This is a genomic window from Streptomyces sp. NRRL F-525 (assembly GCF_000716605.1).
Lineage (GTDB): Bacteria > Actinomycetota > Actinomycetes > Streptomycetales > Streptomycetaceae > Streptomyces.
Genome location: NZ_JNXE01000043.1, coordinates 15886 through 40381, shown reverse-complemented (window position 1 = coordinate 40381; position 24496 = coordinate 15886). Strand labels below are relative to the sequence as shown.

General features: G+C 70.5%; 26 protein-coding genes, 1 tRNA gene and 1 pseudogene. 11 read left to right on the top strand and 17 right to left on the bottom strand.

All coding sequences use genetic code 11. The annotated features are described in order from the left end of the window. Position 1: 1 nt before the first annotated feature. From nthA to hppD, 5 genes are read right to left on the bottom strand one after another with little or no spacing between them, the layout of a single operon-like run. Positions 2–583, bottom strand: coding sequence for a nitrile hydratase subunit alpha (gene nthA, locus OO69_RS40935; RefSeq protein ID WP_033286032.1), 582 nt, complete (start codon positions 581–583; stop codon positions 2–4). Further along, the gene (locus tag OO69_RS53775) at positions 573–869 is read right to left on the bottom strand and encodes an SH3-like domain-containing protein (protein WP_033286031.1); all 297 of its coding nucleotides are present in this window, start codon (positions 867–869) and stop codon (positions 573–575) included. The genes nthA and OO69_RS53775 overlap by 11 nt, the downstream gene beginning before the upstream one ends. Continuing rightward, on the bottom strand, positions 862–1143 hold the full coding sequence (locus OO69_RS53770) for an SH3-like domain-containing protein (protein WP_033286030.1): 282 nt from the start codon (positions 1141–1143) through the stop codon (positions 862–864). The genes OO69_RS53775 and OO69_RS53770 overlap by 8 nt, the downstream gene beginning before the upstream one ends. A 27-nt stretch (positions 1144–1170) precedes the next feature. After that, positions 1171–2037 (bottom strand): hypothetical protein, encoded by an 867-nt coding sequence (locus tag OO69_RS40920; RefSeq protein WP_033286029.1) that lies wholly within the window; start codon positions 2035–2037, stop codon positions 1171–1173. 32 nt (positions 2038–2069) lie between these two features. Continuing rightward, positions 2070–3215: a 4-hydroxyphenylpyruvate dioxygenase gene (gene hppD / locus OO69_RS40915; protein WP_033286028.1), complete on the bottom strand. Its 1146-nt coding sequence runs from the start codon at positions 3213–3215 to the stop codon at positions 2070–2072. 125 nt (positions 3216–3340) lie between these two features. Between hppD and OO69_RS40910 the strand changes: the two genes are divergently transcribed. From OO69_RS40910 to OO69_RS40880, 7 genes are all read left to right on the top strand, one after another. Next, positions 3341–3832, top strand: a complete 492-nt coding sequence (locus OO69_RS40910; protein ID WP_033286027.1) for an Lrp/AsnC family transcriptional regulator — start codon at positions 3341–3343, stop codon at positions 3830–3832. A 12-nt stretch (positions 3833–3844) separates the two neighbouring features. Continuing rightward, positions 3845–4492 (top strand): ABC transporter permease, encoded by a 648-nt coding sequence (locus OO69_RS40905; protein ID WP_033286026.1) that lies wholly within the window; start codon positions 3845–3847, stop codon positions 4490–4492. Next, entirely contained in the window at positions 4485–5732 is a 1248-nt protein-coding gene (locus OO69_RS40900) for a betaine/proline/choline family ABC transporter ATP-binding protein (protein WP_033286025.1), read from the top strand. The genes OO69_RS40905 and OO69_RS40900 overlap by 8 nt, the downstream gene beginning before the upstream one ends. After that, positions 5729–6532 carry an ABC transporter permease gene (locus OO69_RS40895; protein WP_033286024.1) on the top strand — a complete coding sequence of 268 codons (804 nt, stop codon included), beginning with the start codon at positions 5729–5731 and terminating at the stop codon, positions 6530–6532. Before OO69_RS40900 ends, OO69_RS40895 begins: the two co-directional genes overlap by 4 nt. Beyond that, positions 6529–7485 carry a glycine betaine ABC transporter substrate-binding protein gene (locus OO69_RS40890; protein ID WP_033286023.1) on the top strand — a complete coding sequence of 319 codons (957 nt, stop codon included), beginning with the start codon at positions 6529–6531 and terminating at the stop codon, positions 7483–7485. The genes OO69_RS40895 and OO69_RS40890 overlap by 4 nt, the downstream gene beginning before the upstream one ends. A gap of 81 nt (positions 7486–7566) precedes the next feature. Continuing rightward, the gene (locus tag OO69_RS40885; RefSeq protein ID WP_033286022.1) at positions 7567–8139 is read left to right on the top strand and encodes an ArsR/SmtB family transcription factor; all 573 of its coding nucleotides are present in this window, start codon (positions 7567–7569) and stop codon (positions 8137–8139) included. Positions 8140–8154: 15 nt separating this feature from the next. Beyond that, positions 8155–8346: a hypothetical protein gene (locus OO69_RS40880; protein WP_033286021.1), complete on the top strand. Its 192-nt coding sequence runs from the start codon at positions 8155–8157 to the stop codon at positions 8344–8346. Here the strand turns inward: OO69_RS40880 and OO69_RS40875 are convergent. The 6 genes from OO69_RS40875 to OO69_RS40850 all read right to left on the bottom strand — a co-directional run bounded on the left by OO69_RS40875 (position 8343) and on the right by OO69_RS40850 (position 14682). Then, positions 8343–9137 (bottom strand): S16 family serine protease, encoded by a 795-nt coding sequence (locus tag OO69_RS40875; RefSeq protein ID WP_033286020.1) that lies wholly within the window; start codon positions 9135–9137, stop codon positions 8343–8345. The genes OO69_RS40880 and OO69_RS40875 overlap by 4 nt on opposite strands. Positions 9138–9209: 72 nt before the next feature. Continuing rightward, positions 9210–9851, bottom strand: coding sequence for an IclR family transcriptional regulator (locus OO69_RS40870; RefSeq protein WP_033286087.1), 642 nt, complete (start codon positions 9849–9851; stop codon positions 9210–9212). 375 nt (positions 9852–10226) lie between these two features. Continuing rightward, positions 10227–12026 (bottom strand): DEAD/DEAH box helicase, encoded by a 1800-nt coding sequence (locus tag OO69_RS40865; RefSeq protein ID WP_033286019.1) that lies wholly within the window; start codon positions 12024–12026, stop codon positions 10227–10229. Positions 12027–12170: 144 nt separating this feature from the next. Next, on the bottom strand, positions 12171–12590 hold the full coding sequence (locus OO69_RS40860) for a type II toxin-antitoxin system death-on-curing family toxin (RefSeq protein WP_051801593.1): 420 nt from the start codon (positions 12588–12590) through the stop codon (positions 12171–12173). Continuing rightward, positions 12587–12811: a hypothetical protein gene (locus tag OO69_RS40855; RefSeq protein WP_033286018.1), complete on the bottom strand. Its 225-nt coding sequence runs from the start codon at positions 12809–12811 to the stop codon at positions 12587–12589. Before OO69_RS40855 ends, OO69_RS40860 begins: the two co-directional genes overlap by 4 nt. A 413-nt stretch (positions 12812–13224) precedes the next feature. Next, complete coding sequence (locus tag OO69_RS40850) at positions 13225–14682, bottom strand: MFS transporter (RefSeq protein WP_033286017.1); 1458 nt, start codon at positions 14680–14682, stop codon at positions 13225–13227. Between the two features lie 188 nt (positions 14683–14870). Here OO69_RS40850 and OO69_RS40845 point away from each other — a divergent pair. From OO69_RS40845 to OO69_RS40835, 4 genes and pseudogenes are all read left to right on the top strand, one after another. Beyond that, positions 14871–14942 (top strand) — tRNA-Cys (locus OO69_RS40845). A gap of 92 nt (positions 14943–15034) precedes the next feature. Beyond that, positions 15035–15628: a hypothetical protein gene (locus OO69_RS40840; protein ID WP_033286085.1), complete on the top strand. Its 594-nt coding sequence runs from the start codon at positions 15035–15037 to the stop codon at positions 15626–15628. 10 nt (positions 15629–15638) lie between these two features. Continuing rightward, a pseudogene (locus tag OO69_RS53255) lies at positions 15639–15846 on the top strand (antibiotic biosynthesis monooxygenase); the annotation flags it as partial. Positions 15847–16186: 340 nt separating this feature from the next. After that, complete coding sequence (locus OO69_RS40835) at positions 16187–16720, top strand: DUF4328 domain-containing protein (RefSeq protein WP_078652791.1); 534 nt, start codon at positions 16187–16189, stop codon at positions 16718–16720. Positions 16721–16798: 78 nt separating this feature from the next. Here OO69_RS40835 and OO69_RS40830 read toward each other — a convergent pair whose 3' ends face one another. The 6 genes from OO69_RS40830 to OO69_RS40805 all read right to left on the bottom strand — a co-directional run bounded on the left by OO69_RS40830 (position 16799) and on the right by OO69_RS40805 (position 24429). Then, complete coding sequence (locus tag OO69_RS40830) at positions 16799–17518, bottom strand: DinB family protein (protein ID WP_033286015.1); 720 nt, start codon at positions 17516–17518, stop codon at positions 16799–16801. A 157-nt stretch (positions 17519–17675) separates the two neighbouring features. Then, the gene (locus OO69_RS40825) at positions 17676–18857 is read right to left on the bottom strand and encodes an SUKH-4 family immunity protein (RefSeq protein WP_033286014.1); all 1182 of its coding nucleotides are present in this window, start codon (positions 18855–18857) and stop codon (positions 17676–17678) included. Positions 18858–19020: 163 nt separating this feature from the next. Then, positions 19021–19551: an AAA family ATPase gene (locus OO69_RS40820; RefSeq protein WP_078652797.1), complete on the bottom strand. Its 531-nt coding sequence runs from the start codon at positions 19549–19551 to the stop codon at positions 19021–19023. A 17-nt stretch (positions 19552–19568) separates the two neighbouring features. Further along, on the bottom strand, positions 19569–21899 hold the full coding sequence (locus tag OO69_RS40815) for a xanthine dehydrogenase family protein molybdopterin-binding subunit (RefSeq protein WP_033286013.1): 2331 nt from the start codon (positions 21897–21899) through the stop codon (positions 19569–19571). Continuing rightward, a complete protein-coding gene (locus tag OO69_RS40810) occupies positions 21896–23539 on the bottom strand; it encodes a 2Fe-2S iron-sulfur cluster-binding protein (protein WP_033286012.1) in 1644 nt (547 codons plus the stop codon). The genes OO69_RS40815 and OO69_RS40810 overlap by 4 nt, the downstream gene beginning before the upstream one ends. After that, on the bottom strand, positions 23536–24429 hold the full coding sequence (locus tag OO69_RS40805) for an FAD binding domain-containing protein (RefSeq protein ID WP_033286011.1): 894 nt from the start codon (positions 24427–24429) through the stop codon (positions 23536–23538). The genes OO69_RS40810 and OO69_RS40805 overlap by 4 nt, the downstream gene beginning before the upstream one ends. Positions 24430–24496 lie beyond the last annotated feature (67 nt).

Genomic DNA, 24496 nt, shown 5'->3' with positions numbered 1-24496 from the left:
CTCACACCGCCGCCGTGCCGATGAGCGCGTTGCGGGTGACCAGCGCGGCCAGTTCGTCCTCCGTCAGCGACTCCGTACCGGCGGGCCTGAGCGGGAGCACCATGTAGCGGGTCTCGGCGCTTGAGTCCCACACGGTGATGTCGGTGGCCGTAGGCAACTGGAGCCCGAACTCCCCCAGTACGGACCGGGGTTCGCGGACCACCCGGGAGCGGTAGGCCTCGGACTTGTACCAGCCCGGGGACGGGCCGAGGAGCGCGAGCGGGTAGCAGGAGCAGAGGGTGCAGACGATGACGTTGTGGGTCGCCTCCGTGTTCGCGACGACCCGCAGCCGCTGGAACGAGCCGTCCATGAAGCCGAGTTCCTGGACGGCGGCGGTGCCGTCCGTCAACAGCCGTTCCCTGTAGGCCTCGTCGGTCCAGGCGCGGGCGACGACCCGTGCCCCGTTCGCCGGTGACGCGCGCGCGAGGAACGCGTCGAGCACCTCGTCGACCGCCCCGGCCGTGACGACCCCCTTCTCCTCCAGCAGGGTCTCAAGTCGCCGCACCCGCCGGGAGATCGAGGCGTCCTCGTGGTCACCGCTCATCGTCACGTTCCTCTTCGCACGCTTCCAAGTAGCTTTCCCACAGGTCCAGTACGACGTGATGATCGCCCTCGCCCCAAAGATCCCGGGCCGCGAACCGCACCGCGTACACCTGCTCCACCGGCGCGACCCCACTCCCCCGCGCACTGACGTCGGCCAACTCGGCCCACCCCTCCGGTTCTACGACGACGCCGGACTTGCCGCGTGCGTACCGGGGCAGGCGGGTGTGGTGCGGCGGGTCGTGCGGGAAGGTCCGGACGCGGGTGCCGGGTGGGAAGCGGTCACTCATCGAGCTCACCCGGCTCGATCACGCCCTTGCGTTCCAGCAGCACGGTGATCGCGGTGAACCAGCGCTCGTAGTACGACATCGTCAGGTACGCGGCGGGCGGGATCGCCTCGATCGTGTCCCGGAACTCGTTGAGGTTGAAGATCCCTTGCGCGCGCAGGGCGTTGAACAGCCCGACGACCCGCGCCTCCCAGTCGGCGTGGAAGGGCTCGGGGTCGTCGGTGGTGTCGATGGCGCCGAAACCCTGGGTGCCGCCCACGTCGTTGATCCTGGCCATGAGGGCAGCGTACGGCGCCGCCCGCGGCTACGGCTTGTAGCAGAGGGAGAACTTGCGTGCCCCCGCCTCCCCGGACGCGAAGCCGACGCACAGGCGGGTGCGGGGCTTGGTGCGGACGGCGAGGCCCTCCGGTTCGCGGTGGGTGAGGGTGTAGGCGGCCTCCGTGCGGGAGCGCTGGACCAGGGCGCCGGTGCGGATGTCGAGGCAGGAGACGTAGGTGTTGCCGTGTTTCGCGGGCGGGTTGGTCGTGGAGTCGTAGGCGGAGCCCGCCAGTTGGTAGAGGTAGTCGCCGTCGAGGGCGTAGCCCTGGAACGGGATCGACGGGTCTGGGTGGGCGCCGGTCTGGGCTATGTCGGCGACGGGAGTGGAGTAGTCGCGGGCCACGAAGGCGTCCAAGTCCCAGATCCGGTAACGGGGTTGATTGGCCAGGCGGTAGCGGATCGCTATGCGCTTCGACGTCATGCAGACCGTGGGCTGGTTGTTGGTGGAGTTCGCGATCGGCTTGCGGATCGCGACGTCGGCGGCGGTGCGGGTTGCGCCGTTCGCGAAGTGGAAGCGGGTGACCCCCTGGCCGTAGGCACCGCCCGAACCGGCCTTCGCGGCGGCCTCGGTCCAGATCCAGACGTCGCCGTCGGTGGTGTTCTGGACGCCCATGCTGACGCCGTGCCCGAAGCCCTGGAGGTGCATGTGGCCGAGCGACTTGCCTGCGTAGTCCAGCTGGTTGAGGCAGAGGTTGCCGGCGTCGGCGCCGCCCGTTCTCAACTGGAGGACGTACAGGCGCTGATGGACCTCGTCGAGGGCGAACGACTGGAGGACCGTGGGCTCGTGCAGGGTGCCCCTCTGCCACAGCCAGCGTGCCGCCGGTGCGGACAGGTCGATCGGCGCGACGGCCACGGTCCTCCCAAGTCCCTTGCGGGACCCGTGCGTTACAGGTTGCCCCGCTTCTCCTGCTCCCGCTCGATCGCCTCGAACAGCGCCTTGAAGTTGCCCTTGCCGAAGCCCATCGAGCCGTGTCGCTCGATGAGTTCGAAGAACACCGTAGGACGGTCCTGGACCGGCTTGGTGAAGATCTGGAGAAGGTATCCGTCCTCGTCGCGGTCGGCGAGGATCTTCAGCTCGCGCAGGGTGTCGACGGGGACACGGGTGTCGCCGACCCACTCCCCGAGGGTGTCGTAGTAGGAGTCGGGGGTGTCCAGGAACTTCACCCCGGCCGCGCGCATGGTCCGCACCGTCTGCACGATGTCGTTCGTGTTGAGCGCGATGTGCTGGACGCCCGCGCCGCCGTAGAACTCCAGGTACTCGTCGATCTGCGACTTCTTCTTCGCCACGGCGGGCTCGTTGATCGGGAACTTGACCTTGAGCGTGCCGTCGGCGACGACCTTCGACATCAGCGCGCTGTACTCGGTCGCGATGTCGTCGCCCACGAACTCCTTCATGTTCGTGAAGCCCATGACCTTGTTGTAGAAGCCGACCCACTCGTTCATGTGGCCGAGTTCGACGTTGCCGACGCAGTGGTCGATCGCCTGGAAGGTGCGGTGCGCGGGGGCCGCGACCAGGGGGTCGGCGGGGGCGAAGCCGGGGAGGTACGGGCCGTCGTAGCCCGTGCGCTCGACCAGCGTGTGGCGGGTCTCGCCGTAGGTGGCGATCGCGGCGAGGACGACCGAACCGTGCTCGTCCTTCAGCTCGTACGGCTCGGCGAGCGAGCGGGCGCCGTGCTCGACGGCGTACGCGTACGCGGCACGCGCGTCCGGCACCTCGATGGCGAGGTCGACGACGCCGTCGCCGTGCTCGGCCACATGCCGGGTGAGGAACTCGCCCCAGGGGGTCGCGGGCTTGATGACGGAGGTGAACACGAAGCGGGCGGAGCCGTTGGTGAGCACGTACGAGGCGGTCTCGCGGCTGCCGTTCTCCGGTCCGGAGTAGGCGACCAGCGTCATGCCGAAGGCCGTGGAGTAGTAGTGCGCCGCCTGCTTGGCGTTGCCCACGGCGAAGACGACCGCGTCCATCCCCTTCACCGGGAAGGGGTCGGCCTGCCGGGCGGTGTCGGGGGTGTGGTGAGTGGTCTGGGTCATGGGCGAAGGCTCCCCCTCCCTGGCAAGGTGCGCAATAGTTTGCGTATCGGCTGGGCAATCTGTTCAGTGGTACGACCGTTTCGGCGGGCTTTCTGTACAGGATGACCATCGTTGGAGGCGGGCGCATGGGGATCGATCAGCTCGACGGCCGGATCATCGTGCTGCTGGCCGAGGAGCCGCGGATCGGGGTGCTGGAGATGTCCCGGCGGCTGGGAGTGGCCCGCGGGACCGTGCAGGCGCGGCTGGACCGGCTTCAGTCGAATGGAGTCATCCGGGGATTCGGGCCGCAGGTCGATCCGGCGGCGCTCGGGTATCCGGTCACGGCGTTCGCGACGCTGGAGATCCGGCAGGGGCAAGGCCCGGACGTCCGGGCCCACTTGGCGACCGTCCCCGAGGTCCTCGAACTGCACACCACCACCGGCAGCGGCGACATGCTGTGCCGGCTCGTGGCCCGCTCGAACGCCGATCTCCAGCGGGTCATCGACCGGGTTGTCGGTTTTGATGGCATTGTCCGGGCCGCCACCGCCATCGTCATGGAGAACCCCGTTCCGCTGCGGATCATCCCGCTGGTGAAACAGGCGGCGGAAGACCCGGAAGGGACGACCTGGCCGACGTAGGGGTGTGGGCATGTGAGCTTCTGGGAGTACTTGGGCAACCGGCACCAGCAGCTGCTCACCGACGCCTACCAGCACGCCAGCGCGGTCTTCCAGTGCATGGTCGTCGCCACGCTGATCGGCGTGGTGATCGGGGTCGTCACCTATCGGAGCGAGTGGGCGGGCAACCTCGCCACCACGGCCACGTCGACCATTTTGACCATTCCGTCGCTCGCCATGATCGGTCTGCTCATTCCGATCGTCGGACTCGGCGTTCCGCCCACGGTGATCGCTCTGACCCTGTACGGCCTGCTGCCGATCGTCCGTAACTCGATCGTGGGCCTGCGCGGGGTCGACCCGTCGCTCGTGGACGCGGCGAAGGGCATCGGGATGTCCCGGCTGGCGCGGCTGCTGCGGGTCGAACTGCCGCTGGCCTGGCCGCCGATCCTCACCGGGATCCGGGTCTCCACCCAGATGCTGATGGGCATCGCGGCCATCGCGGCGTACGCCTCCGGGCCCGGCCTCGGCAACGAGATCTTCCGCGGGATCGGGTCGCTGGGCAGCAAGAACGCCCTCAACCAGGTGCTCGCGGGCACGCTCGGGATCATCGTCCTGGCGCTGCTGTTCGACGCCGCGTACGTCCTTCTCGGACGGCTGACCATTCCCAGGGGGATCCGTGCCTGAGCCAGCAGAGACCGCGACCTCCGGTGCCTCCATCGAGCTGGAGAACCTGACCAAGCGGTATCCGGGCAGCGCCGACCCGGCCGTCGAGAGCGTCAACATGGAGATCAAGGCGGGTGAGCTGGTCGTCTTCGTCGGGCCCTCCGGCTGCGGCAAGTCCACCACCCTCAAGATGATCAACCGGCTGATCGAACCGACCGGCGGCCGCATCCGCATCGGCGGCGAGGACGTCACCGACATCGACCCGGTGAAGCTGCGCCGCAAGGTCGGCTACGCGATCCAGTCGAGCGGTCTCTTCCCGCACATGACCGTCGCCCAGAACATCGCGCTGGTCCCGAAGATGATCGGCTGGTCGAAGTCCCGGATCAGGAACCGGGTGGAGGAGATGCTCGACCTGGTCGGCCTCGACGCCGGTGAGTTCCAGGGCCGCTATCCGCGCCAGCTCTCCGGCGGGCAGCAGCAACGCGTGGGCGTGGCACGGGCGTTGGCGGCCGACCCGCCGGTGCTGCTGATGGACGAGCCGTTCGGCGCGGTCGACCCGATCACCCGCGATCACCTCCAGGACGAGCTGATCAGGCTCCAGCACGAACTGCACAAGACGATCGTCTTCGTCACCCACGACTTCGACGAGGCGATCAAACTGGGCGACCGGATCGCGGTGCTGCGCGAACGCTCGCACATCGCGCAGTTCGACACCCCGGAGGCGATCCTCACCAACCCGGCGGACGACTTCGTGTCCGGGTTCGTGGGCGCCGGCGCGGCCCTGAAGCGGCTGAACCTGACCCGCGTACGGGACGTGGAGATCACCGACTACCCGACGGTCACCGTCGACGACCCCCTCCAGGACATCTTCAACCGGCTCCGGGACAGCGGCACCAACGAGATCCTCCTCCTCGACAAGCGCGGCCGGCCCTACAAGTGGCTGCGGCGCGGCGACATGATGCGCGCCAAGGGTTCGCTGGCCCGGGCGGGCACGCTGGTCAGCGACACGGTGACCCGGGACGCGACGCTCCGGGACGCGCTGGAGGCGGTGCTCACGGACAACGCGGGGCGGGTCGCGGTCACCGGGCGGCGCGGCGAGTACACCGGCGTCGTCGACATGGAGACGCTGATGAACTCCGTGCACGAACTCCTGGAGGCCGACCGGCTGGAGGCGATGGAGGCCCAGCACGAGCTGGAGGAGGCCCGGGCCCTCCAGACGCACGCCGAGCAGGAAGGCGCCGGCGGGGAGGAGAAGGCGTGACCACTCCCGAGCTGGACGAAGAGACAGAAGTCGAGGCCCCGCCGCCCACGACTCCCCCGAAGCGGCGCATCACCTGGCAGAAGCTGACCTTCCTGCCCGCCGCCCTGGTGGCGATCCTGCTGGCGACCTGGCTGTGGTTCAACCAGGCCCACCTGGACGCCATTTCGAAGAACGCCCTCTCCAACGGCCAGGTGAGCAAGGCCCTTTGGCAGCACGTCCAGCTGACCGTGATCTCTACGTTCTTCGTGCTGATCATCGCGATCCCGCTGGGCATCCTGCTGACCCGGGGCGCGTTCCGCAAGGCCGCCCCGGTCGCGATGACCTTCGCCAACATGGGCCAAGCCACCCCGGCCATCGGCCTGTTGGCCCTCCTGGTGATCTGGCTCGGCACCGGCGAGAAGGCGGCCCTGATCGGCATCATCATCTACGCCGTCCTGCCGGTCCTGTCCAACACCATCGCGGGCCTGAAGGCCAACGACCCGACCCTGCTGGAGGCGGCCCGAGGCATCGGCATGTCCCAACTCGGCGTCCTGGCAAAGGTGGAGCTGCCCCTCGCCGTCCCGCTCATCCTGGCGGGAGTCCGAACCGCCCTGGTCCTCAACGTCGGTACGGCGACCCTGGCGACCTTCGGCGGGGGCGGCGGCCTGGGCGTCCTGATCACCACCGGCATCACCACCCAGCGGATGCCGGTCCTGGTCCTCGGCTCGATCCTCACGGTCAGCCTCGCCCTGCTGGTGGACTGGCTGGCCTCACTCGCCGAACTCCTGTTGCGCCCAAGGGGATTGGAGGCGGGCTCATGAAACGCACGTGTCTCCTCCTCGCCGGAACCCTGGTCGTGGTCTCCGGCTGCGGACTGACCAGCGGCTCCCCCATGGTCGACGACGTCAGCCCCGGCACCGTCGGCAAGGGCGAGCCCCTCAAGGGCGCCCATCTCACCGTCACGTCAAAGGAGTTCACCGAGCAGCTGATCCTCGGCGCGATGATGGGCATCGCCTTCCAGGCGGCCGGCGCGGACGTCCTCGACCGGACCGGCATCCAGGGTTCGATCGGAGCACGCGAGGCCGTCAAGTCCGGTGACGCGGACGGGATGTACGAGTACACCGGCACCGCGTGGATCACCTACCTCAGCAACAGCAAGCCGATCACCGACCCGCTGAAGCAGTGGCAGGCGGTACGGGACGCGGACCTGAAGAACGGCATCACCTGGCTGCCTCCCTCCGCCCTCAACAACACCTACGCCCTCGCGATGAACCAGGCCAACTTCAAGAAGTACGGCACGAAGACGCTGTCCGAGGTGGCCGCGCTGGCGAAGAAGGACCCGGGCGCGGTGACGGTGTGCGTGGAGAGCGAGTTCGCCAACCGCGCGGACGGACTGCCGGGCATGGAGAAGGCGTACGGGATGAACCTCCCCGCGAAGAACATCACGCAGATGGACACCGGGATCATCTACACCCAGGTGAAGAAGGGGAGTTGCACCTACGGCGAGGTCTTCACCACCGACGGCCGCATCAAGTCGATGAACCTCGCGGTGATGGCCGACGACAAGAAGTTCTTCCCCAACTACAACGCGGCGCCCGAGATCAACACGAAGGCCCTGAAGAAGTGGCCGGCGATCGCGAAGGTCCTGGCCCCGGTCACCAAGAAGCTGAACAACACGGTGGCGCAGACGCTGAACGCGAAGGTGGACGTCGACGGGGAGGACCCGCATCAGGTGGCGCTGGACTGGATGAAGGCGGAGGGGTTGGTCAAGTAGGGCCGGAGGAGGGCGAGTTACAAAGGACCACTTGCAAAGAAGTACTTGCAACGACTTCTTTGCAACGCTACCTTTGTACGCATGCAGGAGCCCGAACCGTCCAAGTACCGCAATCTCGACGCCCGTTCACTGCGCGGGCTCGCCCATCCGCTACGGATGCAGCTGCTGAACGCGCTGCGACGGTACGGCCCGGCCACCGCGTCGATGCTCGCCGAGCGACTGGGCGAGTCCAGCGGAGCCACCAGCTACCACCTGCGCCAACTGGCCACGCACGGGTTCGTCGAGGACGCCCCGGAGCGCGGCAAGGGACGGGAGCGCTGGTGGCAGGCGGTCGAGCAGGGCATCGGCTTCGACGAGAACCTGCTCGTCGACGCCGACCCGGCGGTGCGCGGCGCGGCCGACCTGTTTCTGCACGAGGTGGCGACCACCCACGCCCGTGAACTGTCGACCTGGGTCGGCACCCGCGAGGACTGGCTGCCCAAGTGGTCCCACTCGACCGACATGAGCGACTGGACCGTACGCCTGACACCCGAGCGCACCCGTGAACTCGTCGGAAAGATCCACGATTTGCTCGAAACCTACGAGGACGAGGAAGCGCCCGACGCCGAACAGGTCCGCTTCCACCTGCACGCCTTCCCGACCGAATCAGAGTGAGAAGAGGCAACCCCGATGCACCCGGACACCCACCTCGCGCTGCACCACACCCGAGCCGTCGAACTCCACGCCCAGGCCGACGCCCACCGTCTCGCCGCCGAAGCCAAACCGCCGCGCGAACTCCGTACCCGCCTCGGCTGGACCCTCGTAGAACTCGGTCTGCGGCTCGCCTCGGCGCCCGCCGGTACGAAGCCGGCGATGGCCTAGCAGCCCGGCACCGACCCCTTACCCGTCTCCAGCGCCCGCAGCGCGCTCACCGCGCCTTTCAGCGTGGTCACCGACACCAGCCGTAGCCCCTTGGGCAGTTCCGACTTGGCGTCCGAGCACTCCGCCTTCGGGACCAGGAAGACCGTCGCACCGTCACGGCGCGCGGCCTGGGTCTTGAGGGCCACTCCCCCGACCGCGCCGACCGTGCCGTCGGTGCCGATCGTCCCCGTACCGGCGATGGTACGGCCGCCCGTCAGGTCACCGCCGCTGCCGTCGCCGTTCAGCTTGTCGATGATGCCCAGGGTGAACAGCAGGCCCGCGCTGGGGCCGCCGACGTCCGCCAGCGTGAGGGTGACCTTGACCTTCTTGTCGCTGAGTTTCAGGTAGTTGAGCGCGGCGGTGGTCGCGTCGTCCTGCGACTCCTGCATCTGCTCGGTGTTGTGCTGCTCGATCTCCTTGACGCTGTTGCCGCTCGGGTAGACCGAGTCACGCGGCATGACCGCCCGATCGGTACGGAACCAGCTGTCGATCACATCGCTCAGCGAGACATGCTGATCGGGTCCGGTCGCCTCGATCGTCGTCATGCGCAGCTGACCGCTCGTCGTGCGCACCGGCGCCCCGGAGATCGTGATCACCGGGGTGCCCTTGTTGTCGCCGAGCACGTTCGCGGTCAGACCGGGCTGCGCCAGCGAGAACGGCAACGGCGCGAAGCCCGCCGTGGCGAGCAGCGCGACGACGGGCAGAGCGCAGACGGCTACGGCCTGGGGGCGCGTGAGGCGAGAGAGGAGCACGGGATCAATCTAACGCGACGGCCACTTCCGGCCGGGCGCCGGTCACCCCATGCCCGTAAACGACCTCAGGCCTCAGCGCAGCGCTTCCGCGACCTCGCGCGCCGCGTCCACGACCCGCGGGCCGACCCGCTCGGGCACCGCGTCGGCCAGCATCACGACGCCGACGCTGCCCTCGACCCCCGTGACGCCCAGCAGCGGAGCCGCGGCGCCACTCGCGCCGGCCTCCAACTCGCCGTGCGTCAGGGTGTATCCGGGTTCGTCCGCGGCCTGGTGCCGGGCGGCGAGGATCGCGCGGCCCGCGGCGCCCCGGTCCAGGGGGTGGCGGAAGCCGGCGCGGTAGGCCACGTGGTAGTCGGTCCAGGTCGGCTCGACCACCGCGACGGCGAGGGCGTCCGCCCCGTCGACCAGGGTGAGGTGAGCGGTCGCCCCGATGTCCTCGGCCAGGGACCGCAGCGCGGGAAGCGCCGCCTCCCGTACCAGGGGATGCACCTGGCGGCCGAGCCGCAGCACCCCGAGCCCCACGCGGGCCCGGCCGCCGAGATCACGGCGTACGAGTGCGTGCTGTTCGAGGGTGGCCAGCAACCGGTACACGACGGTCCGGTTGACGCCCAGTTTGTTGGACAGTTCGGTGACGGTCAGCCCGTGGTCCGTATCGGCCAGCAGTTTGAGGACGCGCAGTCCCCGGTCGAGCGTCTGGGAGGTCTCCGCGGTCACGACGCCCACTCCTTAAGTGGTGAGGTCGGCGGCTCCTTAGCGACGGATGCGTCACCGAGTCCCGTCAGTGACGCGCTTCAGAGGCCGCCGATCGGCGAGGCGGCCCGGCGTGTCCGGGCCCAGTCGCTTCACGGCTGCGCTCCGCGGCGGCGCTGCCACGGGGCGTGTGCGTAGCGGGACACTAGCGAAGGCGGTTCGCTGAGCGGAAGTCTCCGTCCAGAATCCGGGCACCGACTGGTACGGACCGGTTCCCTTCATGTCGATATGTCCTGACCTGTGGATCACACCTGCGCAGATTCCGCACAGATGTGCTGATCGACCGACGGAATCGGTACGGATCTGCTGGGGGCTCACTTCAACGGATCTGCTGGGGGCTCACTTCATGCGCGTGGCCCACTCCTGGACCTTGGCGATGCGCTGCCGCAGCTGCCCGGCCGTGGCCTCGGCGCTCGGCGGGCCGCCGCAGGTGCGGCGCAGCTCGGTGTGGATGACCCCGTGCGGTTTGCCGGTCTGGTGGACGTACGCGGAGACCATGGTGTTGAGCGACTTCCGCAGCTCCATCATCTCCTTGTGGGAGACGACGGGCCGCCGCTCGGCGGGCAGTTCCAGCAGGTCGGCTTCCTCGTCCGGCTTCTTGCGGCTGTGCGCGATCTGCCGGGCCTGCCGCTTCTGGAGCAGCATCTGCACCTGGTCGGGTTCGAGGAGTCCGGGGATGCCGAGGTAGTCCTGCTCCTCCTCGCTCCCCGGGTGCGCCTGCATGCCGAACTCGGCGCCGTCGTAGAGGACACGGTCGAAGACGGCCTCGGACTCCAGGGCCTCGAAGGAGAACTGCTCCTGCTCGCCGGTGTCCTCGTCCTGCTCCTTGTTCGCCTCCTCCATCTCCTTCTCGGACTCGGCGTACGGGTCCTCCTCGCCCTCCTTCTTCGGCTTGTCGAGGGCGTGGTCCCGCTCCACCTCCATCTCGTTGGCGAAGGTGAGGAGGTCGGGGACGGTCGGCAGGAACACGGAGGCGGTCTCGCCGCGCCGCCGGGACCGCACGAAACGCCCGACGGCCTGGGCGAAGAAGAGAGGGGTGGAGATGGTGGTGGCGTAGACCCCGACGGCGAGCCGCGGCACGTCGACACCCTCGGACACCATCCGCACCGCGACCATCCACCGGTCGTTGCTCGCCGCGAAGTCGTCGATGCGCTTGGAGGCACCGGTGTCGTCCGACAGCACGACGGTCGCCTTGCTGCCGGTGATCTCGCGGATCAGCTTGGCGTAGGCGCGCGCCGAGTCCTGGTCGGTGGCGATGACGAGGGCACCGGCGTCCGGGATGCCCTTCCTGACCTCGGTCAGCCGCTGGTCGGCGGCGCGCAGCACGCTCGGCATCCACTCACCGCGCGCGTCCAGCGCCGTACGCCAGGCCTGACTGATCGCGTCCTTCGTCATCGGCTCGCCGAGCCGCGCGGCGATCTCGTCACCGGCCTTGGTCCGCCAGCGCATGTTGCCGCTGTAGGAGAGGAAGATGACGGGCCGGACGACCCCGTCGCTGAGCGCGGACCCGTAGCCGTAGGTGTAGTCGGCGGAGGACCGCCGAATCCCGTCGTTCCCTTCCTCATACGTGACGAAGGGAATGGGATTGGTGTCGGACCGGAACGGCGTACCGGTCAGCGCGAGCCGCCGAGTGGCAGGCTCGAACGCCTCCAGGCAAGCCTCGCCCCAGGACTTCGAGTCACCGGCGTGGTGGATCTCGTCGAGAATGACGAGGGTCTTGCGCTGCTCGACGCGGTTGCGGTGCAGCATCGGCCGTACGCCGACACCGGCGTACGTGACGGCGACGCCCTGGTAGTCCTTGCCGAGCGGCCCGGCGCTGTACTCGGGGTCCAGCTTGATCCCTATGCGCGCGGCCGCCTCCGCCCACTGCTTCTTCAGGTGCTCGGTCGGCGCGACCACGGTCACCTGCTGCACGACATGGTGGTGCAGCAGCCAGGAGGCGAGGGTGAGCGCGAAGGTCGTCTTGCCGGCACCGGGGGTCGCGACCGCGAGGAAATCCCGCGGCTGCTCCTGGACATACCTCTCCATCGCCCCCTGCTGCCAGGCACGCAGCTTGCCGGCGGTGCCCCAGGGGGCGCGGCCGGGAAAGGCGGGAGAGAGGTGGTGGGAGCTGGCGGAGGAGGCGGCGGTGGTAGTCACGGTCTCCGGGTTCGGGAGTAGGGCGGCTCGGTTGCGTGGGCTACGTCGGTACGTCGGCTACGTATGACAACCGGGCCACCCTACCGGCGGGCCGGGGGTGTCAACGTGCGGACGACGCCGGGGTGGCGGGGGATGGGACTGACGTCACACGGGTTGGCCGGCGAGGCCGCGCAGCGCCTCAGCGATCGCCCCTACGTCCCCCTCCGCCCCCGAGGCCACGTCGATGACCAGGTCGTACGCCCGGTCCTGGTCGACGTCGGCGAGATCGACCCCGTTCACGGCGAGGAAGACCGCGGCGGCGAGCCATGCGGTGCGCTTGTTGCCGTCGACGAGGGGGTGGTTCGTGGCGAGGGCGTGGAGCAGAGCGGCAGCCTGTTCATACAGGTCCGCGTAGGCCGCCGTCCCGAACATACGAGCGCGCGGCCGATGCACCGCCGAGGCGAACAGCCCCGCCTCACGCACCTCGGGCGCCCGGCCCCCGAAGGCGATCCGCGCGATGTCGGTCACCTCGCCGACGGTGAGGTACCGACGGCCGGCGACACCGGAGTCGTAGCCGCGCGTCATTCGCCGAGCCTCCTCAACAGACCGGCGTGCGCGACGGCAAGCCGTTCAGCAGCCGCCCGCACCGGCGCACCCTCCTCATCCAGATACCTGCCTACGGCGTCCCGCACGAGGTCCTCCGGCGACCGGCCGGTGGCGTCGGCGAGGTCTTCGAGGGCCTGGTGGAGGGTGGGGGCGAGGTTGAGGTGGGTTTTAGGTTGAGGTTGGGAGGTCGGCTGGTGCATGGGGTGAGGGTAGGGGAGCGATCACCGGCGGGCGACGGAATATCGCCGGAGTTCCGCTCTACGGCTCAGCGCTCCTCGTAGTTCCCGCGTACCCGGGTGATCACCGAGGGCCCCCGGATGGGCGCCGCCGCCCGTCGAGGGAGCCGTCGCGCAGGGGCGTCGAGCTCCTCGCCCGTGAACCGCAGATTCAGTCCAGCCGTCCCCCAACGACACCGAGCCGCACCACCCGACGTCACCGCGATTCCGTCCGCACCCGCGTGCTCACCCACGTCTCCGGATGGGTCCCGCCGCCCACCGAGCAGTCACGCAGGAGCGTCGGGTTCCTCGCCCGCGAACCGCAGATTCAGTCCAGCCATCCTTCAACGACACCGAGCGACACCACTCGACGTCACGCGACGCAACGCCACACGACGTCACCGCGATTCCGTCCGCACCCGCGTGCTCACCCACGCCCCCGCCAACGCCACCCCCGCCATCGGCAGGAACACCGCGGCGAACGCCGCCGGATGACCCCCGCCACCCGCTGACCCGACGACATGCCCCACCGTGCCACCGCCCAGCGCCCCGAACGCGGCCCCGCCCACGGAGAGCAGCACGACATTCGACAACCCATCAGAGATCTGCAGCGCGGCGGAGTTGGACCCGGCCTCCGCCGGAGCGGACAGCTGAAGCAGCAGCACGCTGGTGGAGGCGATCACCAGCCCCATCCCGAAACACCCGAACGCCCACGCGACGGCGACGATCCACACGGGCACGGCATGGATGAGGACGCTCGGCGCCCCGGCGATGGCGGCGGCCACCAGCACCATCCCGACCGTCATCAGCCGCTCGCGATACGGCTCGGCCCACCCCCGGGACTGCACCCATGACCCGAGCGCCCACGTCCCACCGCCCGCCGCGAGCGAGAACCCGGCCAGGGTCGGCGACAGCCCCCGTTGCGTGACGAGCATCAACGGCACGAAGGACTCCGCCGAGATGAACGACCCGGCGGCCACCCCGCGCAACAGCACGACGGAGGGCAGCCCCCGCGCCGCCCGGTACGTCCCGCGCGGCAACAACCCGAGCACGGCGGGCACGAGCAGCGCGACGCCGGCGGCAGCGGGGAGCAGGGAGAACCACCGCACATCCTGAGCGGCGTACTGGAAGAGCCCGGCGCCGACAGAGATCCCGAGGGCAAGCCGGATACGCCGCCGGTCGAAGGAGGCGGACGGCTCACCGGTATCGCTCACCGGCCCGGCCGCCCGCCGCCGTATCTGAGGAAGGGCGAGGGCAAGCGGAAACACCACAAGCACGGGAATCCCGAGGAACACCCACCGCCACCCCAGATGCTCGGTCACCGCCCCGGAGGCAAGCGGCCCGACAATGGACGGCACGACCCAACTCGCCGCGAACGCGGCCACGATGGCGGGCCGCAACCGCTCCGGGTAAGCCCTCCCGACGACGACATACAGCGCGACGATGACCAGCCCACCCCCCAGCCCCTGCACGGCCCGCCCCAGAATGAACACCCACATGACCTGAGCGGTCCCGGCCACCACCAGCCCGGCGGCAAAGGCCCCGATCCCACTGGTCAACGCCCCGAGCGGCCCCCGCCGGTCCGACCACTGCCCGGCGAACACCATCCCGAAGAGACTGGTCGTGAAGTACCCGGAGAACGCGAACGCGTACAACGACACCCCGCCCAGTTCCCGAGCGGCAATCGGCATCGCCGTCCCAACCGCCGTCGCCTCAAAGGCGATCAGTAGAACAACGGACACGATCCCGACACTGAGCGCCCGATGCGACCGCCCCAACACGGAGTCACGACACTCGTCGGCCAGGTCAGGGGCGGTGTTCGTGACACCGGCGTCACGAGGCTCAAGAACGGTCATGCCCGCCAGCGTAAGGTCCGCCGGCCGGGTTGACCCCTGTCGGAGGATGGCCGGGGGCTGAGACCTTGGTCGTACGACCACAGGTACCGCCCGCCCATTCATGAACGGCGTATGGCAGTCCCGTTGCACCACCACAGGCCCCCTTGTCGAGGCCCACCCCCCACCCATACGGTCAACTCACCAAACACGGCCGTGTGCCCGAGTGGTTCAGGGACTCGCCTGCAAAGCGAGTTACGCGGGTTCGATTCCCGCCACGGCCTCTGTAGCTGGTGCGACCAGCGGCGATGAGTGGAGCAGGGCGGAGTAGGGCGGAGCAGCCAAGCCCGGCAAGTCGGTCTGGCAGGCTGTGCTCGTGGACGATCTCATCGGCACCCAGACACCACGCCGTCGCCTGCACGCGCCGGTCGATGCGGTGGAGGAACTGGAACGGGCCGTGCCGGAACTGGTTGGCCACCGTCGCTCAGTCCCTGTGGGCATCGACTGGGCGGTGGTCGAAGCGGATCTTGGCATAGGCCTGCCGGACGACTACAGGCTGCTCTGCGAGTTCTTCCCCGCGTTCGTGTTGGGCGACTTCCTGATTCTCGGCGGGCCTCGGCCCGGCACGGAGGCGGCGTGGGTGCAGGGCACGCGCGAGGAGTTGGAGATGGTCGCCGAGTGGTGTGGTGATGCCGACCTGGCCGTCCCGCTCCAGCCGTATCCGGCCGCAGGTGGGCTGCTGCCCTGGGCGACTTCCAACGAGGGCGACATCTTCCTCTGGAAGACGGGCCCGGCCGATCCCCGAGAGTGGACGTGCACCGTCGCCTCCCGGAACGGCGGGTGGTGGCACTATGCGGGCGGGGCTGTCCAGTTCCTGGCCGATCTGGTCAGCGGCGTACTGGAGCCATGGGGGCTCCCGAGCGTTCGCCCCGAGGTGAGCTGGGTCAGCACCCAGGCCCCACTGCCCTGACCAAAACCGGATCACACCCGTCGAGGCCTATGAACCCCCGTACTACGCAGCTGTGTTCACCACGGTGCGAACCCAGGGCCGGAGAGCGGCTACGGCGAGACCAACGCGCGCATGGAGGAGCTGGTGGAGGTCTGGCGCAGAAGCGCGGGCAAGCTCAGTGGTACGAGAGCTACACCCTGCATGCGGCGAAGGTGGAGCGGAGTCACGGGTTCGTGCGGACGCGGGATCCGCGGAGCCCGGCAGCAGGCCGACCGGCCGAAGGCACCGACCGGAAGGCCCCGACCGATGCCCCCGACAGCGCTGCCGTGCCGCGTGCCACGTGCCGCGTGCCGCGTGCCACGAAGATCCCCGGACAGAGGACCTTCGCCGGCAAGGGAGAACCCGCAGAGGTCAAAGACCCGGAAATCGCACGCGCGTGCGGCGATCGCACCCTATGATCACTCAGCCCCGGCGTCCGCCGGCAGCCGCACCCGCCTCCGAGACAGGCCGAAGTCGATGACGAGTACCGCCCGCAGAGCTCCCCGGATCCTTGTCCGTTCCGCACAGGTGGCGATAGCCGTGTCCGCTGTGGCGGACGTGTTCCGTGCGGCGGCGGTCCGAGACGACCACCTGCACCGCACGGGCGCGTCCGAGTCCGGCTTCGTCTCCATGGTCTTCGTCTATCTGATGACTCTCACGATCGTGCTGTTCCTCGTGTGGCTCACCCAATCCCGGCGCAATGCCCAGGAGTTGACGCCCGGGGCCTCGGTTCCGAGCCGGGGCCGGACGATCGGCATGTGGTTCGTTCCGTTGGTCAACCTCGTCGTCCCTCGCGGGATCGTCCTCGCCATCGGGCGCGCTAGCTCCGCGTCCTGGGAGGAGAAGCGGGACACGGCCCTGGTGAACGCGTGGTGGGCCGCCTGGGTCGGGCACGCGCTGGTGCTCACGGTCGCGAGCCGCGTGGCCCCGGGCTCGATGGCCTTCCTGGTGGTGGAGGAGGTGCTCATGATCGCGGCTGCCGTACTGGCGGGGCTCGTGATCGAGCGCGTCACGGCCCTGCAGAACGCCGCACTCGGTGCCACCGTTCCCGCCGAGCCCCTCGCCCAGGCCTGAGGTGCCGCCCGTGCAGCCCTTCCCTGCCCTCGGCTGAACTCCCTCAAGGCGCCTGAACTCCCCCAAGGCGACCCGGACTTACCCCTCGCTCACACCCCGCGCCCGCCACAGATCCCGCAACAACGCGATCTCCGCCATGTGGTGAATGAACTCCAGGTTCGCCCCCGCCAGTACGGCCACGTACGGGTCGTCGGGATCCGAACCGTACGGGTACTGGGAGAAGCCGACCGCGTCCAACTGGTCCTCCGTGACCGTCGCCACGGCCGCTCGCCAGCGGTCGATCACCGGCCAGAAGTGGTCCAGGGTCAGGGCCGCCGACGGGCTGAAGTCGACCATCCGCTTCGGGTCCTGGCGGCGCTCACCGAACGTCCACTCCCACGCCCCCGCGAACTGGAAGTGCAGGTGCCCCAGGCGCCACGCGATGGTCGTGATCGGGGTTGTGTCGGGCTCCGGTTCGCCCTCGTGGGCGAGGACCTGCTCGACGCGCTCTACGCTCACGCTCCAGTCGTCGGCGATCTTGGCGACGGTCATGCCGTCGGCGGCCTGGCGGGCGACCTCCGTGTACTCGCTCGCCGGGATGTCCGCCGCGCCCAGGTCGAGGACCCACTCCCCCGGTCCGAACGCCCTCGGTGTCACCGCCTCGCTCCGGCGGCGGAGTGACCAGCAGTCGGGCGTCGGCTCCCAGAGGTATTCCTCGTCGCCGAGGCCCTTCAGCCGGACCTGGGCCATCTCCCGGGCCTTGTCGAACTGCTCCAGGAGCACGCTCAGGCGGTCGGTCCGTGTGGTCCCGGTGTCCATGTCTGGTTCCCCTCGCCCGCGCGCCGTCCCGCGACGCGCACCCCACCCCGGTCAGGTGGAAGGTAGCCGCTCACCTCACCCGGCACGAACGAATTCCCCGGCCGCTCGCAAGCGCGTCACGGCACCGGCGCGGTTCATCGACGGCCGCCCGCGCGCGTCACAACACCCCGGCCGCCTCGTCCTGGAACGCCTCCGTCCAGTAGTGCGGGCCGGCCGGCCGCGCGCCCGTCCCCGTCGGAGCCACCCCGGTCGGATCCACCTTCGACAGTGTCTGAAGCATCGTCGTCGCCAACTGGTCGTACGCCTCCGCCGTCAGCTCGCCCGACAGGTCCGCGTCTATCGCTTTCTCGCGGTGGAGCAGCCACAGGGTGAAGGCCAGGGTCGAGACGTCCGTGTTGAGAGGAGCCAGGGTCGCCTCCGGCTCGCTCCAAGTCAGGATCTCGCCCGTCGCGCCGTCCACCACCAGGCTGTTGTCCTCGATGAGGTAGCCGAGGCGGATCAACTGGTCGGCGCGGGGCGGGAGTTCCTCGGCGGGCTCGTCCTCGTAGAACTCGGTGAGGGTGGGGAGCGGGACGTCCGTGTCGAGCTGGAAGAGGAACGCGTCCTCGGGCAGGCCGGTCTCGCGCAGGAAGCGGCGGGTCGGTTCGTGGGTGAGCGTGGCGGGGAAGTCGACCTCCTCGAAGCGGGCGACCGCGCCCTGGCCGAACTCCTGGTCCAGCAGGCGGGCCGGGATGTCCAGCGTCAGCCCTGACGTCGTGCCCGGGCCCGCCACCAGGGCGAGCGGACGGATCAGTGCCGCCGCCTTCCAGAACGGGGGCACCTCGCCGTCCGTCGCCGACTCGAACACCGCGAGCAGCTGGCGTGACGCCTCCGCCGCCGTCTTCGTGCCGTGCCGGCCCTCGTAGGACGCGAACTGGCCGCGGAGGTACGTCAGTTCGTCCGTCGTCGCCGTGAAGCGCGTCAGCGTTTCGATCGACGGGGCCAGCGGGCCGGACTCCATCAGGTCCGGGCGGTCCTGGAAGAAGTACGTCGTCGCGATCTCGCCCGTCTCGCCGTCCAGCAGGATCGACTCCGCCTCGCCGCCGTCGGGTCCCCAGAGCGCGCCTATCACCAGCTGGTCCCGGAGCTCCTCCGCCAGCGGGGCGGGGTCGCCCAACGAGTCCGCCACCGTCCGCAGGCCCTCCCTGCGCAGCTCCTCGAACGTCAACAGGCCGCTGTCGCCCGGCAGTCCGGGACCCGTCAGCCAGCGGCGCGTCGACTCGTGCGTGATGTACGGATCGAGGTCGTCCTCGGTCAAGGTGATCATGGTCGCCGTAGAACCGGCGTAGGTCCTGCTCATTGTTCCCCCGTGCGTGAATCTTCCCCGTGTGCCACCGGTGCCCCGCTGTCTCCCCACTGCCAAAACCCTACGCGGCACCACTGACAATCGCCCTGACCAGCGAAAACGCCTCACAGGGCCGGAGGACGCGCGACGTCCGAGACGTCCTCACCTCATCAGACGCTCAAACCACCCGGGAACGTTCCCGTCCCTCGATGATCGCGTCGACCGTCTCCCCCACCGTCAGCGCGGAGTTGTCCAGCCACAGCCCGATGTGCGGGGTCCGCGTCCGCAGCCCGCGGTCCAGCTCCTCGACCGTCCACGCGCCGTATCCGGTCTTCGCCCGGCCCGCCTCCCGTGCCATCACGGCCGCCCGGGTCGGTGCGAGGACGATCACGTGCAGGGGGCGGCTGCGGATCAGGCCGACGTACGCCGACAGTTCCTCGCCCAGCACCACGTCCTGGACGACCGCCGTGAACCCGGCCTCCGCGTACGCGTCCGCCGTCGCCGCCGACAGCCGGTACCGCAACCGGAGTTGGGACTCCCCCTCGCCGCCCGCACCGGGGACGTACTCCTCGCGCCCCGAGACGATCATCCGCCGGAAGACGTCACCCCGGACGTGCGCCGCCCTCGGCAACCGCTCCGCCAGCGCCTGCGCGACCGTCGACTTGCCGGAGGCCATCACACCGGTGATGAGGACGACCCCCTCGAACACCGTCACGCACCGGCCGCTCAGTGTCCGTACTGGCCGTACTGATCGGTCGTCGCCGTCACCACCGCCGCCTGGGGGCGGATCGGCAGCCGGTTCACCGGGCGGCCCGTCGCAGCGCGCACCGCCGACGCGATCGCCGCCGGTGACGTGACCACCGGTACCGCGCTGACCGCCTTCGCCCCGAAGGGGGCGACCACGTCACGCTCCTCGACGAGTTTCACGATGCGGATGTCGGGGGTGTCCAGGGCGGTGGGCAGGGCGTAGCCCGTGAGGTCGGGGTGACGGATCAACCCGCGCGCGGTGCGCAGGTTCTCCGTCAGCGCGATGCCTACGCCCTGGGTGACACCGCCCTCGATCCGGGCGACCAGCTGGGTCGGGTTCAGGATCCGGCCGACGTCCTGGGCGAGGGCCAGCTCGACGACCCGGACCGAGCCGAGTTCGATGTCGACGTCGACCACCGCGCGGATCGCGCAGAAGGCGAGCCCTACGAAGGCGTCGCCCTGGCCCGCCTCGTCCAGGGGCTCGGTCGGGTGCGGGCGGCACTGGGCGGTGGCCCAGAGTTCCTTGCCGTCCAGGGCCTCGGTGACGGTCGTCGAGAGGACGCCGTCGTAGGAGGTGATCTTGCCGTCGGTGATCTGGAGGAGCTCGGTCGACATCCCGAACTTGTGCGCCAGGGGCTGGAGAAGCTGGGTGCGGACCATTTTCGCGGCCCGTTCCACGGCGCCGCCCGATACCCAGGTATGACGTCCGCGGCAACCAGGGCCGGCGGGCGGCTGATCGGTGTCCACGGGGGCGACGTGCACCTCGTCGATGCCGAGGGTCTCCTGGACGATCTGCCGGGCCAGCGTGGTGAAGCCCTGGCCGGTCTCGACGGCCGCGCAGAGCACGGTCGCGATGCCGTCGTGGACCTTCACGGTGGCCGTGGAGACCTCGTCCGCGCCCTCGGCGCCGAGCATGTGGACCATGCCGAGGCCGTAGCCGACGCCCCGGCGCACCGCGCCCGGTTCGCCCGCGCCCTCGGGGCCGCCGGGCAGCAGCCACTCGTCCTCGGGGGTGTCCTTGGGGAGCTGCGGCAGCGGGAAGTCCCGTACGGCCTGCAGGAGTTCGGCGACCGGCGCCGGGCAGGTCACCGTCTGGCCGGTCGGGAGGACGTCACCAGTGGCCATGGCGTTGCGCAGGCGCAGCTCGGCCGGATCCATGGCGAGCTTCTTGGCGAGCTTGTCCATCTGCGCCTCGTAGGCGGCGCAGACCTGCATCGCGCCCTCGCCGCGCACGTGCCCGGAGGGCGGGTTGTTGGTGCGCACGGCCCAGCCCTCGATGAAGGCGTTCGGGACGACGTACGGGCCGCAGGCGAAGGAGACGGCGGCGGCCAGGGCCTCCGAGGAGGTGTCGGCGTAGGCGCCCGCGTCGAGCAGCACCTGGGCCTCGACCTTGACCAGCCGACCGTCCTCGTCGGCGTGGTGGCGGTAGCGCAGGAGCGTGGGGTGGCGGTGGGTGTGGCCGAGGAAGGACTCCTCGCGCGTGGCGGTGAGTTTGACCGGGCAGCCGGTCTTCAACGCCAGCAGTCCGAGAGGGAGTTGGAAGCCCTGGTCCTCGCGGTCGGCGGTGGCCCCGGGGACGCCGGTGACGACGACCTTCACGCGGTCGGACTCCAGGCCGAAGCAGGCGGCGGCCGTGTCGCGGTCGTTGTGCGGGTCCGTGGAGGCGATGTACAGCTCGACGCCGCCGTCGGGGCGGGGCACGGCGAGACCGGCCTCGGCGCCGATGGGGGCGGGGTCCTGGCGGCCGATGCGGTACAGGCCCTCGACCACGATGTCGGCGGTGGCGTCCGGGTCGCCGTGGCGCAGCGGGATGTGCCGGATCAGGTTGCCGTCGGGGTGCAGCGGCTCGGCCTCGAAGGCCTGCTCGGGGTCGGTCACCGGGTCGAGTACCTCGTACTCGACCATGATGGCCGCGGCGGCCATCCGCGCGGTGTCGGGGTGGTCGGCGGCGACGGCGGCGATGGGCTCCCCGTGGTGGCGTACGACCTCGGAGGCGAACACCGGGCGGTCGGCGGTGCCCCGGCCGTAGCGGTCCCGGCCCGGCACGTCCTCGTGGGTGATGACGGCCCGGACGCCGGGCATGTCCCGCGCGTGGGACGTGTCGACGGACACGATGCGCGCGTGCGGGTGCGGCGAGCGCAGTACGGCCGCCCAGAGCAGGCCCTCGGCCCACAGGTCGGCCGCGTACGGGAACGTGCCCTCGGTCTTCGCGCGGGCGTCGGCGGCCGGGAGCGAGGCGCCCAGGCCGTGGCCCGGCAGTTCCGGGGCGGGCGCGGCCTCCGTGGTCGCGGTGGCGGCTTCGTTGCTCACGCCTGACCTCCGTCCTGGCCGTACACCTGGTCCTGCGTGCGCGGGGACTCGAACGCCGACTGGTGGACGCCACCGCCCCCGGGTCCCGCCTGGTGGGGAATACGCGCCTCGTCGCCGTCCGACTCAGGTTCGGCGGCAGCGGCGTGCGCCTCGCGTTCGGCGACGACTTCCTGTACGGCGTCCAGGACACCCCGGTAGCCGGAGCAGCGGCACAGGTTGCCGCACAGGGCCTGGCGCGCCTCCAGTTCGGTGGGCGCGGGGTTGCCCTCCAGGAGGTCGTGCACGGTCATCGCCATGCCGGGCACGCAGAAACCGCACTGCACGGCACCGCACTTGGCGAGCGCCCGCTGCACGTCCGAGGGCTGCCCCTCGACGGCGAGACCCTCGACCGTACGGACCTCGGAGCCGGCGGCGGTCACCGCGGGCACCAGGCAGGAGGCGACGAGCCGTCCGTCGACCTGGACGTTGCAGGCCCCGCACTCGCCCTGCGAGCAGCCGTCCTTGGCGCCGGCGAGGCCGAGGCGCTCGCGCAGCACGTAGAGCAGCGACTCGCCGATCCAGGCGTCGGTGACGGGCCGGTCGGCGCCGTTGACGCGCAACACGTAGGAGGCGAGCGGGTGTTCCTCGCCGGGGATCTTCGGGGCCGGTTCGGCGGCCTCGTCCGGCACGTCGGCTTCGACGGCCGTCACGGGCGCCTCAGCGGCCTCCGGAGCGTCGTCGGCACCCTCGGCCGCGTCGACCGCCGCGGACGCCTCAGCGGGCCTCTCAGCGCCGTCCGCGGCCCCTTCGCCGTCGTCGCCCGCACCCTCGCTCCCATGAGCCGACTGTGCGTCGTCCACGGCGAGTTCGGCGGCGGTGTCGTCGTGGCGGTCGGCGCGCGCGTCGCCGTAGGGGTCGCCGGGGGCTTCGGAACGGGTGTGCGCGTACGGGTCGCCGGGCTCGCCGTACGGCTGCCGGGTCGCCTCGGCGGGCGGGCGGGTGGCGGCCTGCGCCGACACCTCGCCGGTCGGGTGCGTGCCGGACCGGTCGGCCGGGTGCTCCAGGCCGCGTCCGTCGGTGCGCTCGCCGGGCCGCTCCACCACTCCGGTGTCCGCCGCCTGCTGCGCCCAGTTCTGGCCCGCGCCGTCCGTCGCCCAAGGCGCGGGCGCGCCGCCGGGCAGGGTCGCGGGCGGGGTGCCGCCCCACTGCTCGACCAGGGCCGAGGTGGTGAACTCGCCCGATTCGTCCGGGAGATCACCCCCGGCGACGGGGATCGACCACTCCCCGGTCACGTCGCGGCCGGGAGCGGCGCCCGCGTCCGGCGCGTTGGTGTCCTGGAAGGTCCACTGGCCGGTGGACCCGGGGCGGTACGAGAACTGGTCCCCGCCGGCCGTGCCCTGGTGCGGTACGGCGTTCGGGTCGGGCCACTGGACGCCCTCGGCGGGCACCGCCCAGGACCCGGTCGACGACGGGTCGGCGTCCGGGGCGGCCTCTATGGGCGGCGGCACATAGCCGTGGCCCGGGGCGGCCAAGAGGGCGTCGATGCCGCCTTCGGGGAGTTTCACGAAGGCCGTGGCGCCGTCGTCGTAGTCGCCCTGGGGCAGCGGGTCCCAGCGTCCGCCGCCCTGAGGGGTGCCCTCTCCGTGCTGGTCGTCGGTCACGACAGCGCCCTCCCGAGTGCTCGTCGGGCCAGTGCGGCGACGGTGCGCCGCAGGTGCAGTACCGCGGGCGGAAGCTGTTCCACGGAGCCGTCCTCGGCCGGTACCGGGTCGGGGATGCAGGCCGCGGCGACGTACTCCCCGAAGGCGGCGAGCGCCTCGGGGACGATCGTGCGGCTGTTGTCCCAGTCGATCAGCCGGGCCACCCACTGCTCGGCGTCCAGCGGTCTGAGCGGCATCGGCGCTATGGCTCCGACGGCGCACCTGACCCCGCGCCTGGCGGGGTCGAGGACGACCGCGACGGACGCGACCGAGCGCCCGGGTCCTGTCCTGCCGGTGGCCTTCAGGAAGACCTGCGGGGCGTGCAGCAGCGGCACGCGCACGAAGCCGATGAGTTCGCCGCCGCGCAGCATCTCCACACCGGCCAACAGGTGCGACACCGGGATCTCCCGGCGGGCTCCGTCCTGGCCCGCGATGATCAGCGTGGCCTCAAGGGCGGCCAGTACGGGCAGCGCGTCACCGGTGGGCGCGGCCGAGGCGATGTTGCCGCCCAGGGTGCCCGCGTTGCGGATCTGCGGCGGGCCCGCGGCACGCGCGGAGGCGGCGAGCGCCGGGATGAGCGCGGCGAAGTCGGGGCGGCCCATGCGGGCGTGCGTGAGGCCCGCGCCGAGCAGCGCGTGCCCGTCCTGGTACTGCCAGCCGCGGATCTCGCTGATCCGGCCGAGACCGACCAGCGCGCTGGGCCTCAGCTGGCCCGAGTTGACGGCCGCCATGAGGTCGGTGCCACCGGCCACCGGGACGGCGGTGGGCAGGGCCGTGAGCGCCGCCACGGCCTCGTCCAGCGTTGTGGGCAGCGTGACGGACTGCCCCGCCTGCGGTGCGTGCGTGGTCAAACCGGCTGCCCCTTCCCGCTGCCCCACCTGGTCCCACCTGTTGCTGCCGTACGGTACGTGCTGACAG

Excerpts from the sequence above, each read along its gene's own strand:
- OO69_RS40850 (WP_033286017.1), bottom strand. The coding sequence starts at position 14,682 with ATGACCGTTCTTGAGCCTCGTGACGCCGGTGTCACGAACACCGCCCCT.
- OO69_RS40830 (WP_033286015.1), bottom strand. The coding sequence starts at position 17,518 with ATGGACACCGGGACCACACGGACCGACCGCCTGAGCGTGCTCCTGGAG.
- nthA (WP_033286032.1), bottom strand. The coding sequence starts at position 583 with ATGAGCGGTGACCACGAGGACGCCTCGATCTCCCGGCGGGTGCGGCGA.
- hppD (WP_033286028.1), bottom strand. The coding sequence starts at position 3,215 with ATGACCCAGACCACTCACCACACCCCCGACACCGCCCGGCAGGCCGAC.
- OO69_RS53775 (WP_033286031.1), bottom strand. The coding sequence starts at position 869 with ATGAGTGACCGCTTCCCACCCGGCACCCGCGTCCGGACCTTCCCGCAC.
- OO69_RS40885 (WP_033286022.1), top strand. The coding sequence starts at position 7,567 with ATGCAGGAGCCCGAACCGTCCAAGTACCGCAATCTCGACGCCCGTTCA.
- OO69_RS40890 (WP_033286023.1), top strand. The coding sequence starts at position 6,529 with ATGAAACGCACGTGTCTCCTCCTCGCCGGAACCCTGGTCGTGGTCTCC.
- OO69_RS40860 (WP_051801593.1), bottom strand. The coding sequence starts at position 12,590 with ATGACGCGCGGCTACGACTCCGGTGTCGCCGGCCGTCGGTACCTCACC.
- OO69_RS40855 (WP_033286018.1), bottom strand. The coding sequence starts at position 12,811 with ATGCACCAGCCGACCTCCCAACCTCAACCTAAAACCCACCTCAACCTC.
- OO69_RS40880 (WP_033286021.1), top strand. The coding sequence starts at position 8,155 with ATGCACCCGGACACCCACCTCGCGCTGCACCACACCCGAGCCGTCGAA.
- OO69_RS40825 (WP_033286014.1), bottom strand. The coding sequence starts at position 18,857 with ATGAGCAGGACCTACGCCGGTTCTACGGCGACCATGATCACCTTGACC.
- OO69_RS53770 (WP_033286030.1), bottom strand. The coding sequence starts at position 1,143 with ATGGCCAGGATCAACGACGTGGGCGGCACCCAGGGTTTCGGCGCCATC.
- OO69_RS40910 (WP_033286027.1), top strand. The coding sequence starts at position 3,341 with ATGGGGATCGATCAGCTCGACGGCCGGATCATCGTGCTGCTGGCCGAG.